11 protein-coding genes are annotated in these 15,613 nt (G+C 61.0%); 7 read left to right on the plus strand and 4 right to left on the minus strand.

The features are described 5' to 3' along the window. The first annotated feature begins 42 nt into the window (after positions 1–42). Genes EJA71_RS01325 through EJA71_RS01340 form a run of 4 tightly spaced genes read left to right on the plus strand, consistent with a single transcriptional unit; the run spans position 43 to position 5,774 of the window. A complete protein-coding gene (locus tag EJA71_RS01325; protein ID WP_158953635.1) occupies positions 43–1,581 on the plus strand; it encodes a TolC family protein in 1,539 nt (512 codons plus the stop codon). Then, positions 1,562–2,335: an efflux RND transporter periplasmic adaptor subunit gene (locus tag EJA71_RS01330; protein WP_158953637.1), complete on the plus strand. Its 774-nt coding sequence runs from the start codon at positions 1,562–1,564 to the stop codon at positions 2,333–2,335. The genes EJA71_RS01325 and EJA71_RS01330 overlap by 20 nt, the downstream gene beginning before the upstream one ends. Next, positions 2,332–3,678 (plus strand): efflux RND transporter periplasmic adaptor subunit, encoded by a 1,347-nt coding sequence (locus tag EJA71_RS01335; RefSeq protein ID WP_178113636.1) that lies wholly within the window; start codon positions 2,332–2,334, stop codon positions 3,676–3,678. Before EJA71_RS01330 ends, EJA71_RS01335 begins: the two co-directional genes overlap by 4 nt. Beyond that, complete coding sequence (locus EJA71_RS01340; RefSeq protein WP_158953639.1) at positions 3,678–5,774, plus strand: HlyD family efflux transporter periplasmic adaptor subunit; 2,097 nt, start codon at positions 3,678–3,680, stop codon at positions 5,772–5,774. The genes EJA71_RS01335 and EJA71_RS01340 overlap by 1 nt, the downstream gene beginning before the upstream one ends. A 9-nt stretch (positions 5,775–5,783) precedes the next feature. On the opposite strand, the gene aspT is transcribed toward EJA71_RS01340, so the two are convergent. From aspT to EJA71_RS01355, 3 genes are all read right to left on the minus strand, one after another. Then, the gene (gene aspT, locus EJA71_RS01345; RefSeq protein WP_158953641.1) at positions 5,784–7,475 is read right to left on the minus strand and encodes an aspartate-alanine antiporter; all 1,692 of its coding nucleotides are present in this window, start codon (positions 7,473–7,475) and stop codon (positions 5,784–5,786) included. Between the two features lie 24 nt (positions 7,476–7,499). Further along, on the minus strand, positions 7,500–9,113 hold the full coding sequence (locus tag EJA71_RS01350) for a mechanosensitive ion channel family protein (protein WP_158953643.1): 1,614 nt from the start codon (positions 9,111–9,113) through the stop codon (positions 7,500–7,502). Positions 9,114–9,189: 76 nt separating this feature from the next. Beyond that, positions 9,190–10,305: an AI-2E family transporter gene (locus tag EJA71_RS01355; RefSeq protein ID WP_158953645.1), complete on the minus strand. Its 1,116-nt coding sequence runs from the start codon at positions 10,303–10,305 to the stop codon at positions 9,190–9,192. Positions 10,306–10,462: 157 nt separating this feature from the next. On the opposite strand from EJA71_RS01355, the gene EJA71_RS01360 reads away from it, so the two are divergent. Continuing rightward, entirely contained in the window at positions 10,463–11,740 is a 1,278-nt protein-coding gene (locus EJA71_RS01360; RefSeq protein WP_158953647.1) for an OmpP1/FadL family transporter, read from the plus strand. Positions 11,741–11,756: 16 nt separating this feature from the next. Here the strand turns inward: EJA71_RS01360 and EJA71_RS01365 are convergent, their stop codons facing one another. Then, complete coding sequence (locus EJA71_RS01365) at positions 11,757–12,362, minus strand: TetR/AcrR family transcriptional regulator (RefSeq protein ID WP_158953649.1); 606 nt, start codon at positions 12,360–12,362, stop codon at positions 11,757–11,759. Positions 12,363–12,516: 154 nt separating this feature from the next. On the opposite strand from EJA71_RS01365, the gene EJA71_RS01370 reads away from it, so the two are divergent. Beyond that, the gene (locus EJA71_RS01370) at positions 12,517–13,899 is read left to right on the plus strand and encodes an aspartate aminotransferase family protein (RefSeq protein WP_158953651.1); all 1,383 of its coding nucleotides are present in this window, start codon (positions 12,517–12,519) and stop codon (positions 13,897–13,899) included. A gap of 388 nt (positions 13,900–14,287) precedes the next feature. Next, the gene (locus tag EJA71_RS01375; RefSeq protein WP_158953653.1) at positions 14,288–15,583 is read left to right on the plus strand and encodes an OprD family porin; all 1,296 of its coding nucleotides are present in this window, start codon (positions 14,288–14,290) and stop codon (positions 15,581–15,583) included. Positions 15,584–15,613 lie beyond the last annotated feature (30 nt).

A 15,613-nucleotide genomic window follows, 5' to 3' on the forward strand; every position in this document is an offset into this window, starting at 1 on the left:
GCAGTCGAACTGAAAAAATTCCAAGAATGCAAAGGAATGAACATGCGTATAAATGCGACCCGGCTTCTTAGTACCGCCATCGCTTCTGCACTGCTGCTCAGTGCTTGCTCGTCAACGGAGCCCAAACCCTCCACCGATGAAGAAAACCGTCAGCGCATCATCGCTGATCAGTCACGCATGTATTCCGGCCAGGAGCCGGTCACCGCGCCGATCACCTTTTACGAGGCGGCGGCACGGGCGCTGAAATACAACCTCGACTACCGCCTCAAGCTGATGGAAAGCGCATTGGCTTCCGACCTGCGCGATGTTTCGAGCCACGAAATGCTCCCGCGTCTGGTCGCCTCTGCCGGTTATGCCGGACGTGACAACGATTCCGGCGGCACCTCGATCGGCATCGAAGACCGCCAGGTCAGCTTGCGTCCATCGACCTCCGAAGAGCGTTATCGCGAAGTCTATGGCCTGGGCTTGAGCTGGAGCCTGCTGGATTTCGGCGTTGCCTATTACCGCACCCAGCAGAAATCCGACCAGATCCTGATGGCCGAAGAACGCCGGCGCAAAGTCGCGCAGAACGTACTCCAAGACGTGCGCAACGCCTATTGGCGCGCACTCGGCGCCCAGCGCTTGATGCCGGAAGTCGACAAGCTGCTGATGCGCACCCACACCGCCCTGACCTCGGCCCGCGAAGCCGAAACCCGTGGCCTGCTGCCGCGTCAGGAAATCCTCGCCTATCAACGCGCCCTCCTCGACTCGATCTACCTGCTGACCGTGCGCCGCCAGGATCTGGAGTTTGCCCAGGCTGAGCTGTCGGCGCTGATGTCGCTGCCGCCGGGCTCGAAAATGGTGCTTGCCGATGTGCCCGATCCGGCGCTGCCGGAAGTGCGCCAGAGCATGGCGCGGCTGGAACAGCTGTCGCTGGAGAACCGCCCGGAAATCATGGAAGAGTGGTACCGCAAACGCGTCAACCAAAAAGATCTGGAGATCGCCAAGGCGCAGTTGTGGCCGAACGTCAGCGTCGATTTCGGCTACAAGTACGACTCCAACAAATACCTCTACAACAACGACTGGATGAGCACTGGCCTGCAAGTGTCGATGAACCTCATTCGCCTGCTGCAATTGCCGTCGTTGAACGCCGCAGAAAAATCCCAGAGCGAAACCGACGACACCCGTCGCGTGGCGCTGTCGATGGCGATTCTCACGCAAGTACGCGTCGGCACCCTGCGCTATCAACTGGCCCGCCAAGAAGTCGAGTTCGCCGAAGACAGTCTGCGCGTCGACCGCAGCCTGCTCGACTACGCGCAAGCGGCGAAAACCGGCGCGCTGGGCTCGGAACTGGAAGTGATCCGTTCCGAGGGCCGTTATCTGCTCTCGCGTTATCAGCGTGAAGCGGCGTTTTCCAGTGCTCAAGCCGCCTGGGGGCGGATGTACAACTCGGTGGGCCTGGACGTGCTGCCCAAAGAAATCTCGCAACACGACATCAAGACGTTGGCCCGGGAGATCCAGCGCACCTTGAATGAACAGGAACAACAACGTCTGCTCGCCGCCACCTCGCAAGGAACGCCGAATGCGCAAAATCGCCCTTGAGTCCCGTTTCGGGGCCCTGTTGTTGGCCAGTCTGATCCTGCCCGTCCACGCCGAAGACAGTTCCTCGGCCCCCGCTCTGGAAAGTGCCAGTGCGATCCGCGTGTTGCTCGCCGCCGAACTGGAAACCACCCTCTCCAGCCAGATGGCCGGCACCCTCGGTGAGCTGAAAGCCGGCTTCGGCGAGCAGGTCGCCAAGTCCGAATTGCTCGCCCGCTTCAACTGCAATGAAGCCGAAGCGCGGGCGAAAGTCGCAGCAGCCGAACTGGCCATGGCCAAACAGAACCTGCAAGCGAAACAGCAACTGCGCCAGCTCAATGCGGTCGGCGACATCGAAGTGTCAATGGCGAACACCGAAGTGCAAAAGGCTGACGGCGCACGGGCCATGGGCGCAGCGCAGAGTGGTTATTGTCAGGTGCTCGCGCCGTTTTCCGGGCGTGTGGCCAAGGTCTACGTCAAGCCGTATCAGACCGTCACGGCGGGCACGCCGTTGTTCGATCTGGTCAGCGACGGCGCGTTGAAAGTGCGCCTGAACGTGCCGTCCAACCTGCTCAAAGACCTCAAACCGGGCCTGCCGCTGCAGGTCAGCATCCACGAAACCGGCAAGACCTACCCGGCCCATGTCAGCGGCATCAACTCGCGGGTCGATGCAGTGGCGCAAACCGTTGAACTGGAAGCCCGGCTCGACAACAAATACCCCGACCTGATGGCCGGCATGAGCGGCACCGCACAGTTCGATCAAGTCGCACGCCCATGACGATGAACGAGCCGCTGCCGCACCCTCACCTGCTGCTCGAACTCGATGCGCTGCGAGACAAAGCCATGGCCGCCGACTCGCTGAACAGCCTGGCGTTCAGCATGGCCAACGATTTGTACCCGCTGCTGCAGTTTCATCAGGCGCTGGTGTTTGCCCAGCGTGAATCGTCATTGGAATTGCTCAACGTCTCGGGGCTGTCGCGGCCCAGCGAGGATTCGCCGTATCTGGTCTGGCTGCGCCGCGCCAGTCGCTGGGTCGCGGCGCAGGTGCCAGACGCCGAGCCGGTATGGATCGCTCAGGACAGCGCCAATCCACCAGCAGACATTGCCGAAGGCTGGAACGAATGGTGGCCGTCGGGGCTGTGGTGCGTGCCAGTGCAGGATCGTGACAATCAACGACTGGGCCTGCTGATCATCTTGCTGGAGCAGGAACCGCCGGCCGTGTTGTGGCAGCACCTCAAAGGCTTGGTCGCAACGTGGGCGTATTGCTGGTCGGCGCTGACCCGGCGCAAGCGTTTCAGTCGCTGGCGGCCGAATCGCAAACAGCTGCTGCTGGTGGCGATTGTGCTCGCTGCGCTGCTGTTGTTGCCGGTGCGGCAAACGGCATTGGCACCGACGGAAATCGTCTCGCGACAGGCACAGATCATCAGCTCGCCGATCGATGGCGTGATCGAAAAGATTCAGGTTCGTCCGAATCAACCCGTCGATGCCGGGACACCACTGTTTTCGCTCGATGAGACCACCCTGCGCAGCCGCGCCGAAGTGCTCGGCAAGGAAGTTGCCGTCGCCGACGCCGAGTTGCAAGCGGCCAGCCAACGGGCGTTCGACAACCCGCAAAGCAAAAGTGAACTGACCTTGCTCGCCGGTCGCGCCCAACAACGTCGGGCGGAACTGGCGGCGGTGCAGGCGCAATTGAAACGTACGCAGGTGCTGTCGCCACGCGGCGGCGTCGCCGTGTTCAGCGACCCCAACGACTGGCTGGGCAAACCGGTGGTGACTGGCGAACGCATCATGCAAGTCGCCGATCCGACGCAACCGGCCATGCTCATTCAATTGGCCGTCGCCGATGCGATCGCTCTGGAACCGGGCGCCGAGGTCACCTTGTTCCTCACCGCGTACCCGCTGACGCCGCTCAAGGGGCAGATCCTCGAAACCAGTTATCAGGCACGGCCCAGCGATGAAGGCGTGGTCGCTTATCGCCTGCTCGCCAGCATCGACGGCGCACCGGAACATGCGCGCCTCGGCCTGCACGGCACGGCGAAACTCTACGGCGGGCGGGTGATGCTCGGTTATTACCTGCTGCGCCGACCGCTGGCGACGCTGCGTGCCTGGAGTGGCTGGTAATGCTCGACCCGGCCGATCTGCCCGTGCCGCCCCTGCGCGAAGACTTGCGCCTGAGCGAAGCGGCCCATGGCAGCAATGGCGAACCGGCGTGGGTCATTCAGGACACGGTGATCAATCGCTTCTACCGGATTGGCTGGCTGGAATTCGAATGCCTGCTGCGCTGGGGCCAGTCGCCACGCAAAATCAGCGAGCAGATCGCTGAGGGCACAGCGCTGAAACCGGATGTCGAACAGGTGCTCGATTTTCGCCAGTTTCTCGAACAGCACCAGTTGCTGCGCGCCGGCCCCGCTGCCCTTGAGCGCCTCAAGAGTAAAGGCGAAGAAGGCAGTTGGCTGACCTGGCGCTGGTGGCTGCATCACTATCTGTTTTTCCGCATTCCGCTGCTGCGCCCGCAACAACCGTTGCAATTCCTGGCGCGGGCGCTGGGGTGGCTGTTTCATCCATTGACGGGGATTTTGGTACTGAGCCTGAGCTTGCTCGGGATCATTCTGGTGTTGCAGCAGTGGGACGTGTTCACCAGCGCCGTGGTCGAGTCGTTTTCCACCGAAGGCCTGTTCAGTTTTGCCTTGGCGCTGATCGTGGCGAAAACCCTGCACGAACTCGGCCATGCCTTGGTCGCGACGCGCCTGGGCTTGCGTGTCGGGCACATGGGCATCGCGTTTGTGGTGATGTGGCCGATGCTCTACACCGACACCGGCGAGAGCTGGAAACTCAGTCGTTCGCGGCAACGCCTGGCGATTGCTTCGGCGGGCATCGTGACCGAACTGTCGCTGGCCGGGTTGTCGACGCTGGGTTGGGCATTGTGCGATCCGGGCCCACTGCGCAATGCCCTGCTGTATCTGGCGACCACCAGTTGGTTGCTGTCACTGGCGCTGAATGCCAGTCCATTCATGCGTTTCGACGGTTACTTCATTCTTTCCGACCTGCTGGATTTCCCCAACCTGCACGAACGCGCTTCAGCGCTTGCGCGGGTGACCCTGCGGCGCAATCTGCTGGGTTTGCAGGAAGACTGGCCAGAAACGTTCCCGACCGGTCAGCGACGTTTGCTGGTGACCTTCGCGATCATTACCTGGCTGTATCGGCTGGTGCTGTTTCTGGGGATCGCGCTGGCGGTCTATCTGTTCTTCTTCAAGGTCTTGGGGATTTTTCTGTTCATGGTCGAACTGTCGTGGTTTATCGCGATGCCGGTAATGCGCGAGCTAGGTCACTGGTGGAAAAACCGCACGGCGATTCCGAGCCGGCGCAAAGTCGCGTTTTATACGGTGCTGCTGGCGATTCTGGTGGGCTTGGCGATCCCGTGGCGCACGCAGATCGATGCGGTCGGCGTGGCCCGTGCCGAGCACCAGTTGCGGGTGTATGCGCCCTACCCGGCACGCCTGCAATCGATTCACCCGGACGGCCCGGTGAAGGCCGGCGAAACCCTGATCACCCTCGACGAGCCGGATATCGCCTCGCGCCTGCAAACCAGCGAAGCCAGTGCGCGTAGCTATGAGGCGCGGCTGTCCGGGTTGATCGCCGACCCCGGTGGCTTGGCCGAAGACGCGGTGACCCGCCAGCGCCTCAACGTGCAGTTCGAAGAAGCCCGCGCCGCCCGCTCGGAAATCGCCCGGTTGAACCTGCAAACGCCGTTCGCCGGGGTGTGGCTGGACGTCAATCCGGACTGGAAACCCGGGCAATGGGTCGGTCGGCAAGAATCGCTGGGCATGCTGATCGATCCGCGCAGTTGGCAGGTCGACGCCTATGTTGCGCAGGATCAGGTGCACCGCATGGCCACCGGTGACCACGTGCGCTTCTACCCGGACGGCCAGACCACGCCGCGCTCCGGGCGTGTCGTGCAGATCGGCAGCACCCGCGCCAGTCAGTTGTCGCATCGCATGCTGTCTTCGCGCTTCGGCGGCCCGGTGCCGCCGACCAATGCCGAACATTCGCTGATTCCCAGCAGCGCGTTGTTTCAGGTGTTGATTCAGCTGGATGAGCCGTTGCCGAGTCTGCGCGAGACGCGCGGGCATCTGAAGATCGAGGGCGAGCGGCGCAGTTTGCTGGGCGACGGTGCGACCCATGTGTTGGCGGTGTTGATGCGTGAAAGTGGCTTCTGATTTGTGCTTTTAGCCAGCGGCGACAAATACGATGATCGGCCCGCACACCGCCAGCAGCACGTTGGAAATCGCGTAGCACACCGTGAAACCAATCACCGGCGTGTTGCTGCCGGACTGTTCGATGATCTTGTTCATTGAGGCCGCTTCGGTCTGCGCCCCGGCCAGTGCGCCAAACAGAATCATCGGGTGCAAGCGCAGCACGTAGCGGCCGAAATACAGCGCCACCAGCGGCGGCAAAATCGTCACCACCGCACCGGACAGCAACAGCGCCAAGCCCTGCTCTTTCATCGCGGCAAACGCCGCCGGCCCGGCGAGCAAGCCCACCACTGCACCGAACGCGGTCAGGCCGAACTCGGAAAACGCCCATTGCGCCGCCGGCGGCAGTGCGCCGATTTCCGGGTGGCGCGAGTTGTACCAGCCGATCACCAGGGCGGCGACCAGCACCCCGCCACCAATGCCCAGTTCCACGGGGATCATGCCGATGTGGGTCGACAACAAACCCAACAGCGAGCCGAACACCATGCCCAGAGTGTGCATGGCGATATCGCTTTTGTAGTTGTTCTTGCGGATGCGACCCAGGCGTTTGGCGATCATTTCGACACTGGCGGTGCGGCCGGTCAGCGTAATCACATCGCCACGGCGCAGTACGGTGTTGGGCAGCAACGGCAAGTCGTAACCCTGACGCGTGATGTTGTTGACGAAGCAGCCCAGGCGTCGGTCAGTGCTCAGCCGGGTCTTTGCCTGATGAATGCTTTTGCCGGCGAACTCTGCCGACGTCAGCACGACATCCACCTGGCGGGTCGCAAATGACAGCGCCTCGGGATGATCGATTTCCGGCCCGACCCAGTGGCTGAGGTTGCCCACCGCATCGCGCAAGGCGTAAACGCCGATGACGTCGCCCGCCATGAGCACGAAGTCTTCGTCACGTTCGATGATTTTGCCGGCGCGCATGACGCGCTCGACGGTCAGCGATTCGTGGGGTTTTTCCAGATCAATGATGCGCAACCCGTTGGCCTGGCCGTTCTCCGCGACCTGATGGGCGCGCACCACCATGCGCGTGTACGGCACGGTGATCGCGTCTTCTTCCTTGGCGATGCCCAACTCAAGTTCGAGTTCGCGGGCCGATTCGCGCAGGTTCACGCCGAGCAATTTCGGCGCGATGCTGCCGACGAAGACAATCAAGCCAATCGTGCCGAACAGGTAGGTGATCGCATAGGCAATCGCCATGTGGCTGTTGAGCTGCGCCTTGGCGGCCGCGTCGATCGTCAGTTGATTGATCGCACTGGTTGCGGTGCCCATGATCGCCGTGTCGGTCAATGCCCCGGCGCCGAGCCCGGCGGTGAAGCCGGCGTCGAAATCGAACACCGAGTACATCAGCAGAATCGCCCCCAGCGCCGTGGCGCACAGCACCACCGAGAGCAGCACCAGTTTCAGCGTGCCGCGATTGAGGCTGCCGAAAAACTCCGGCCCGCTCTTGAAACCGACGGCATAGATGAACATCACGAAAAAAACCGATTTCAGACCGGCCGGCACTTCCAGTCCGATCTGCCCGATCAGCAATCCCATCAACAACGCGCCGGCCACCGAGCCCAAGTGAAAGCTGCCGATATGGATCCGGCCGACGAACACGCCCAAGGCAATCGCCAGGAACACCGCGATTTCAGGATCAGTGCGTAAAGCGTGGAGGATGAATTCCAGCATGGGGCGAACTCCCTTGAGCAGCGATCACTGATCCTTCGGTTCTTGAGCCGGCGCGGTGTACCACTTGTCCCTTGGCACCCACTTGTCTTGCTGCGGATCAGCGAAATAATGCGGCGACATGATCTGCACACCGTACTCGTTGAACACGTCCTGAATATTGGCGTGCAGCATGCTCAGCAGCACCGCGCGCGGACGTGGCTGGCTGGGGATCGCCTGTGCGACCAGGCGGTACTCGGGGTAGAAATCCGACAGCGCGGTCTGGAACACTTGCGCCGGCGGATTTTCGAGAATCCCCGGCGTGCGCTGCGCCGCTTCCAGCAACATCGCCTCGACCTGCCGCCACGGCGTGTCGTAGCCGATGGTCACCACCGTATCGACGACATAACCGGGGCCCTGCACGGTGCGTGAATAGTTTTTCGTGACAGTGCCGGTGATCATCGAGTTGGGCAGCGTCAGCACTTCACCCAGCCCCGTGCGGATGCGCGTGGTGAACATGCCCAGTTCGGTGACGGTGCCTTCGTAGTCGCCAATCTTGACGAACTCGCCGGGGCGCAAGGTGCGCGTGTAGGTCAGGATCAGCCCGGCAGCGGCCTGCCCGACGACGCTGGTGGCGCCAAGGGAAATCATCAAACCGATCAACACCGACAGGCCCTTGAAGGCATCGGTGCCGGCGCCGGGCAGATATGGATAAGCCATTGCCAAGGCGAACAGCCAGATTGCCAAAGCCGTCAGGCGCTGAGTCGGTTGCAGGGTTTCGTGATTCAGCCAACTGAACGTGCCGGGCATGGCCATGCGCCGCAGGATGCGTCGGGTAAACGCGGTGACGCCACGGGCAATGAAGAAAATCGCCAGCGCCACGCCCAGCCCGGGAATCGCGCCAACGATGCCTTGCAACAGGTAACCGGCCAGTTCGAAGAGGTAATTATTGAGGCTCTCGCCCCATGGCCGGGTGTAGGGAAACCGCGACAGCACGAAGCCGAGCCATTCATAGGTCAGCAGCAGAATCAGCAGCCAGCGCAGCAGCAAGAGCAAACGGCTGACCAAGGGGTAGAGGAAGTTGGAATCGATCAGTTGCACCCGGCCGACTTTCAGCGCCTGGGTGTGGCGATCCATCAATGCCGGGAGTTTGGCCAGCAACTTGCGCCTCAGCCAGGCCAGGCACCAGAGCAGGCCGAGGTAAATCAGCGTGGCCACGGCCACCAGCGCCAATGAGCGCACCATCATGTCGAGGTTGCGCGCCTCGCGGGTTTCGCTGACCACCTGACGGAGTTTCTCCGCCGCGCCTTCGGCTGCCTGTTGCACAGAGGAATAAGCCAGGCTGTCGACATCCTGCGGCGCAACGATAAAGGCCCGCTTGTCGCCGATCAGCACCATGTAGCTGTTCTGGATCGAGTCGGTGGTGATGTTCAGCGCACCGTTTTCGTCCAGTACCTCGCTGATGACCATTTTCGCCCGTTTGACTCGCGACGCCGGCGCTTCCCCAAGGATCGTCGCGCGAAACAGCATGATGCTGCGGTTGGCGACCTTGAGTTCTACCGCTTCATCGGCGGTTTTGGTCGCTTCATCGGCAGCCCAGCCGAGCCCGCTCCCAAGCGCTGCGAACACCACCATCAATACCGCCAGCAGCCTGCTTCGCATGCGCCTTTTTCCTTACGCCCAAGTGTCAGAGATGGATACGTAAGCCAGCGTAGTCGAGCGATGAATGGTTGTCAGATTACGGCAGGGTTTCTTCGTTGCCGTCATCCAGCACGCGGGTGACATCCGCCGGTTGGTACACCCAGCCGATGAACAATTCGTAGCCGACGGCGAGAATCACCGGCCCGGTGAACAGCCCGATAATGCCGCTGGTGACCATGCCGCCAAGCGCACCGATCAACACCACCGGCATCGGCACCGCAACACCACGACCCAGCAACAGCGGCTTGAGCACGTTGTCGGAAAGCCCGGCAATGATCATCCACACGGTAAAGATGACGGTGCCGGCGCTGACGCCGTCGTGCGCAAAGACATAAATCACCACCGGTATGGTGATCAGCAGCACCGGCAATTGCATGATGCCGAGCAGCAACACCATCAGGGCCAGAATGCCGGCCGCCGGAATGCCCATGATCACCAGCGCGACACCGATCAGCAGCATCTGGATAAAGGCGATCCCGACCACCCCTTGTGCCACGGCGCGAATGGTCGAGGTGCACAGCTCGGCGATCTGCGGGCCGCGCACCGGGCCGGAGATTCGCGTGGTGATGGCCACTGCGGTGCGGTGGCCGCGGGCACCGTGGGTCATGATCAGGCCGGCGACGATCAGCGCAATCACAAACACCACGATCCCCGCACCGACGCCGGCGGCTTGATGCAGCAGCACTTTGCCCCAGTTCGACAGGTGCGGCGCCAGCTCCTTGAACGCCCAGCTCAAATCCTGCGAGGCGTGCTGCCAGATGCCGAAAAGCGGCGCGCCGATCAATGGCCAGTCCGCAACGCTGGCCGGTGGCGGCGGAATTTCAAACGCGCCCGCCTCCATCGTGTGCATGCCGACTTTCACCGAGTCGGCCACGGAAGCTCCGAGCAGGCTCAGCGGCACCATCAGAATCAGTAAGCCCAGCAGCACCAGAATAATCGCCGCCCAACCGTAGCGGTTGCCCAGTTTGGCGCCGAGCTTCTGATTCAGCGGATACAGGGTGACCGCGAGAATCAATGACCACAGCATCACGTTGAGAAACGGGTGAAAGATGTCGTAGCAGAACAACACCAGAATGGTGATCAGACCGGCGCGAATCAGCACGTCCAGCAGGGCTCGGGGGCTGTTGAAGGCAATGAGCGGTTTGTCTTCCATTCGGGCTCTCCTAATTGGACGCAATGGCGGTGGCATCGAGCCGTTCTGAGCCTAGATCACAATCGTCCACTCGTCTTTATCCCGCGCCTCAACTGGTGCCAACGCCGATTCACGACTAAAACTCATACTCGTCGCTGTTTTTATAAGGAAGTAAAGGATGAGGTCCACGCGTTCATTGATGATGCTGGCGTTGGCGGGTTGCGCCGGTCAGGCCCTGGCGGGCGGCATTCAGTTGTATGAAGCGGGTCAGGAAGGTGCGGGGTTGGCCAACGCCGGCTCGGCCGCGCTGGCCACCGATCCAAGCGTGCTGATGAGTAACCCGGCGGGCATCGCGGCGCTCAAAGGCACGCAGGTCACCCTGACCGGTCAGGCGGTACTCGGTGGCCTGGGTTTTGATCGCGACAGTGGCAACGACTTTTCCGGCAACGAAGGCGGCAACCCGCTGCCGATCCTGCCGGGCACCAGTCTGTTCATCAGTCATGAGGTCAACGACCGCGCCAGTATCGGCTTCGGCATGTATGGCAACTTCGGCCTCAGCGTGAAATATGACGATGACTGGGCCGGGCGCTATTTCAGTCAGGAATCGACGCTGATCGGCATCTCGATGCAACCGACCTTCGCCTACAAGATCACCGATGACCTGTCGATGGGCATCGGCCCGCGTCTGGTCTATGGCTATTTCTACGACAAAATGGCCATCGACAATAACGCCTTCCTCCCCGGCGAACCGTTCCAGCAGGATGGCAAGTTGCAATACAAGGACACCGACACCGGGGTGGGGATCAATCTCGGTCTGCGCTATCAGCTCGACCCGCGTACCACGCTGGGTTTCGCCTACACCAGCAAGGTCAAACTGGAGTTCAAGGATTCGCCATCGGTGCATGACGTGCGCAATCCCCTGCTCAATCTGGCGCTGTCGCGGCTCGACGTCGATCAGCTGGAAATCGACATGAACATCCCGCAGACCGCGACGTTGAGCATCGCCCATCAGTTGAACGAGCAATGGACGCTGCTCAGTTCGGTGAACTGGCAGGACTGGAGCGACTTTGCCGACATCGGCGTGTCGTTGGATTCTGCCGCTGGCAATGTCTCGCGGTCAGTGGACCGCAAGTATCAGGACACCTGGCACCTGTCGTTCGGTGCGCAAAACCAGATCAGCCCGAAACTGCGCTGGAACATGGGCATCGGCTATGACAGCTCCCCCGTCAAAGACAAGGATCGCACCGTCGACAACCCGATGAACGAGACCTGGCGACTGGCGACCGGCCTGAGCTACAAACTGGCCGAAGACACCGACATCAACCTCAATTACACGCTGGTCTGGCTCGGTGATATGGACGTGCAGCAAACCAAACGCAATGGCCAGACGTTGTCGGGGAGTTACCCCAACAGTGCGTTGCACATTGTTGGTGGTGGGGTGACCTGGCGGTTTTAAAGGCTTTTGGCCGTGTTCAACTCACCAGCATGCCGTGACATAACAGGCTAAGGACGCCGCGCATGTGCAACGCATGCGCGGCTCTGTCCGGGGTTTCCTGCGTCGCCAGTCGAATGAACGCCATGTTCGCGTACTGGTTGAACAGCGTCGCGACCACGTCGAGGTCGATCGAATCGCGCACTTTCCCCGCCTGCTGAAAGTACCCGACCAATGCTTTGGTTTCTTCGATCACCGCCGCATTCCACGGGCTCAACGCTTCCGCCAACTCCCCTGTCAGCAGAAACGGCGCCAGTTCCCGCCATAGCGAGGCCGGCATGGCTTGCAACTGGTAATCCGTCATCAACTGCTCGAACTCGCACAGCGCTTCGAGCGGATCGCTGTCATCGTCCAGATTTGCCCGCGCCTCGCGCATGGCCTGTTCGTCGGGTTGTTTGAGCAACGCGAGCAGTATTTCCTGCTTGCCGCCGAAATAATTCACCACCGTCGGCGCGGACACTCCCGCCTGCACAGCGATCTGATCCAGCGTCGTCGCGGCAAAACCGTTGGTCTTGAACAGTTCAAGCGCTGCCTCGGCGATCACCTGCCTGCGCTGTTCCTTTTGCCGCTCTCTGAGTCCGCTCATGTTGCCTCTGATGATCCTTGCCAATGCTGCTCAGCCTACGGATATCTTTTTTCATCGACAAATATTTTCTTTACAAAAATATTTTAAAGTGACAAATATTAGCCGTGCTCCGCTGGTATGAACGCACTCACTCGCCCATTTCTGGAGATCAGCCATGTCCGCCGAATTCGATCCGACTCGCAGTACCCGTGATTATCAGGATGCCGACGCCGCCCACCACATCCACGCGTTCGTCGATCAGAAAGCCCTCAACGAGGAAGGTCCGCGGGTGATGGTCAGCGGTGATCGCCTGGCGCTGTGGGACAACGACGGCAATCGTTATCTGGACGGCATGTCTGGCCTGTGGTGCACCAACCTCGGCTACGGCCGCAAGGATCTGGCCGCAGCGGCGACGAAACAACTGGAACAACTGCCCTACTACAACATGTTCTTCCACACCACTCACCCGGCGGTGATCGAGCTGTCAGAGCTGCTCTTCAGCCTGCTGCCCAAGCACTACAGCCATGCGATCTACACCAACTCCGGTTCCGAAGCCAACGAAGTGCTGATCCGCACCGTGCGCAAGTTCTGGCAAGTGATGGGTCAGCCCGAGAAGAAAATCATGATCGGCCGCTGGAACGGCTACCACGGCTCCACCCTCGCCGCGACGGCGCTGGGCGGCATGAAGTTCATGCATGAAATGGGCGGTACCATCCCGGATGTCGCGCACATTGATGAGCCGTACTGGTTTGCTCACGAAGGTGATCTGACGCCGGAGCAATTCGGTTTGAAGGCTGCGCAGCAACTGGAAGACAAGATTCTCGAACTGGGCGCCGACAAGGTCGCCGCGTTTGTTGCCGAACCGTTCCAGGGCGCGGGCGGCATGATCATTCCGCCGGCGACTTATTGGCCGGAGATCCAGCGGATCTGCCGCAAACATGACGTGTTGTTGTGCGCGGACGAAGTGATTGGCGGGTTCGGTCGTACCGGCGAATGGTTTGCCCATCAGGCCTTCGATTTTGAACCGGATACCTTGTCGATCGCCAAGGGCCTGACCTCCGGCTACATCCCTATGGGCGGTTTGATTCTGTCGCGGCGCATGGCGGAGGCGCTGGTCGAGAAAGGTGGTGTGTTTGCTCACGGCCTCACCTACTCCGGCCACCCGGTCGCCGCTGCGGTGGCCATCGCCAACCTCAAGGCGTTGCGCGATGAAGGCGTGGTCACTCAGGTAAAAAACGACACTGGCCCGTATCTGCAAAACTGCCTGCGCGAAGTGTTCGGCAACCATCCGTTGGTGGGCGAGATTCAGGGCGCGGGACTGGTAGCGGCGTTGCAGTTCGCGGAAGACAAGGCAACCCGCAAGCGTTTCGCCAACGAGAACGACATCGCCTGGCGCTGCCGTACGATTGGTTTTGAAGAAGGCTTGATCATTCGCTCGACGCTGGGCCGAATGATCATGGCACCGGCATTGATCGCCACCCGCGCCGAGCTGGACGAACTGATCGACAAGACCCGCATCGCCGTGGATCGCACCGCGCGTGAGTACGGCGTCCTCTAACCCCTAACTTATGTAGGAGCGAGCCTGCTCGCGATAGCGCTGGATCAGTGACATTCGTGTTGCATGACCCACCGCCATCGCTTGCGGGGCAAGCTCGCACAATGATCAGTGCTGTGCATGACTTTAGTGGTCAGCACAGAAACCTGTGGGAGCTGGCTTGCCAGCGATGAGGCAAGCACAGTCAACAGCTCCATTGACTGAGCCACCGCCATCGCTGGCAAGCCAGCTCCCACAATGATTTGGGTTGCCCCGGATTGTGTGACCGACACAAAACCCTGTGGGAGCCAGCCCTGCTGGCGATGGCGTCAGTGCAATTCAGCACATCGGCTCAATCTTGTCAGCGGATATCCCTCGATCATTCAGCCAACTTAATTGCTGGCCACTGACCATGATCGACCGTGCCCCTTCGCGTCTCAGCCTGCTCACCTTGCTCTGCGGTCTACAGGCAACCGCCAGTGCCAGCGGTTTTCTCGACGATTCGAAAACCGAAGTGCTCAGCCGCAACTTCTACTTGAGCAACGACTACCGCTCACCCTCGCCCGCGGGCAAAAACTACAAGCAGGAATGGGCGCAAGGCTTTATCGGCACCTTCACCTCGGGTTTCACGCCGGGCAGCGTCGGGTTCGGCGTTGATGCCCACGCCTTTCTCGGCCTGAAACTGGATGGCGGCAAAGGACATTCCGGCACCGGATTGCTACCGGTCGACAGCAGCGGTCGCAGCGAATCGAATTACTCCGACGCAGGTGGCGCGTTCAAATTAAAGGTTTCGCGCACCACCCTCGCCTTTGGCGAAATGACCGTGGAAACGCCCGTTTTCGATACCTCGGACAAACGCCTGCAACCGGAATACGCCACCGGGTTTCTCTTAAACAGCCGTGAAATCGACAACGTTAATCTCGTTGCCGGGCACTTCACCGCCTTCAAGAACCAGGACAGTTCTTCCGGTCACGGCGACTTCTATGGCTACGGCGCCAACACCGAGGCCAGCGGGATCAGCTTCCTCGGCGCGGATCTGTTCGGCGACAGCCCCGTCGGCGGTTCGCTGTATGCCTCGGAACTCAGCGACACTTGGCACCAGTACTACGGCAATCTGCATTTCAAACAGTCCGGCGTGCTGCTCGACGCCAACCTCTACCACACCCGCGACACCGGTCGCGCCTTGGCCGGCGCCATCGACAACACAGCGTTCAGCCTCTCCGGCAAATACACCTTCGGCGCCCACGGCGTGATGCTCGGCTGGCAACGGATCGATGGCGACACACCGTTCGATTTCGTCGGCGGCGACTCGATCTACCTCGCCAACTCGATCAAATACGCCGACTTCAACGGCGCCGGCGAACGCTCCTGGCAAGCGCGCTACGACCTCGACCTCGGCGCCTTCGGCATCCCAGGCCTGACCTTCATGACCCGCTACGTCACCGGCAGCCACATCGACGGCACCCACGCGCCACAGGGCGGCGCCTACTACCCGTTCGATGCCGACAGCGGCGGGTATCAGCCGCAGCAAGGTGATGGCGGCAAGCATTGGGAACGGGATATTGATCTGAAATACATCGTGCAGTCGGGCACCGCGAAGGATCTGTCAGTGCAGCTATCGCACGTTTCGCATCGGGCGGATGAGGCGCAGGCTGGGGATGACATCGACCGGATCTACGTGGTGATCCAGTATCCACTGGGTTTCTAAACCACCGCCTCTCCCGATTTGAAACGCTAT

It is taken from the genome of Pseudomonas sp. PB106, assembly GCF_009764645.1.
GTDB lineage: Bacteria > Pseudomonadota > Gammaproteobacteria > Pseudomonadales > Pseudomonadaceae > Aquipseudomonas.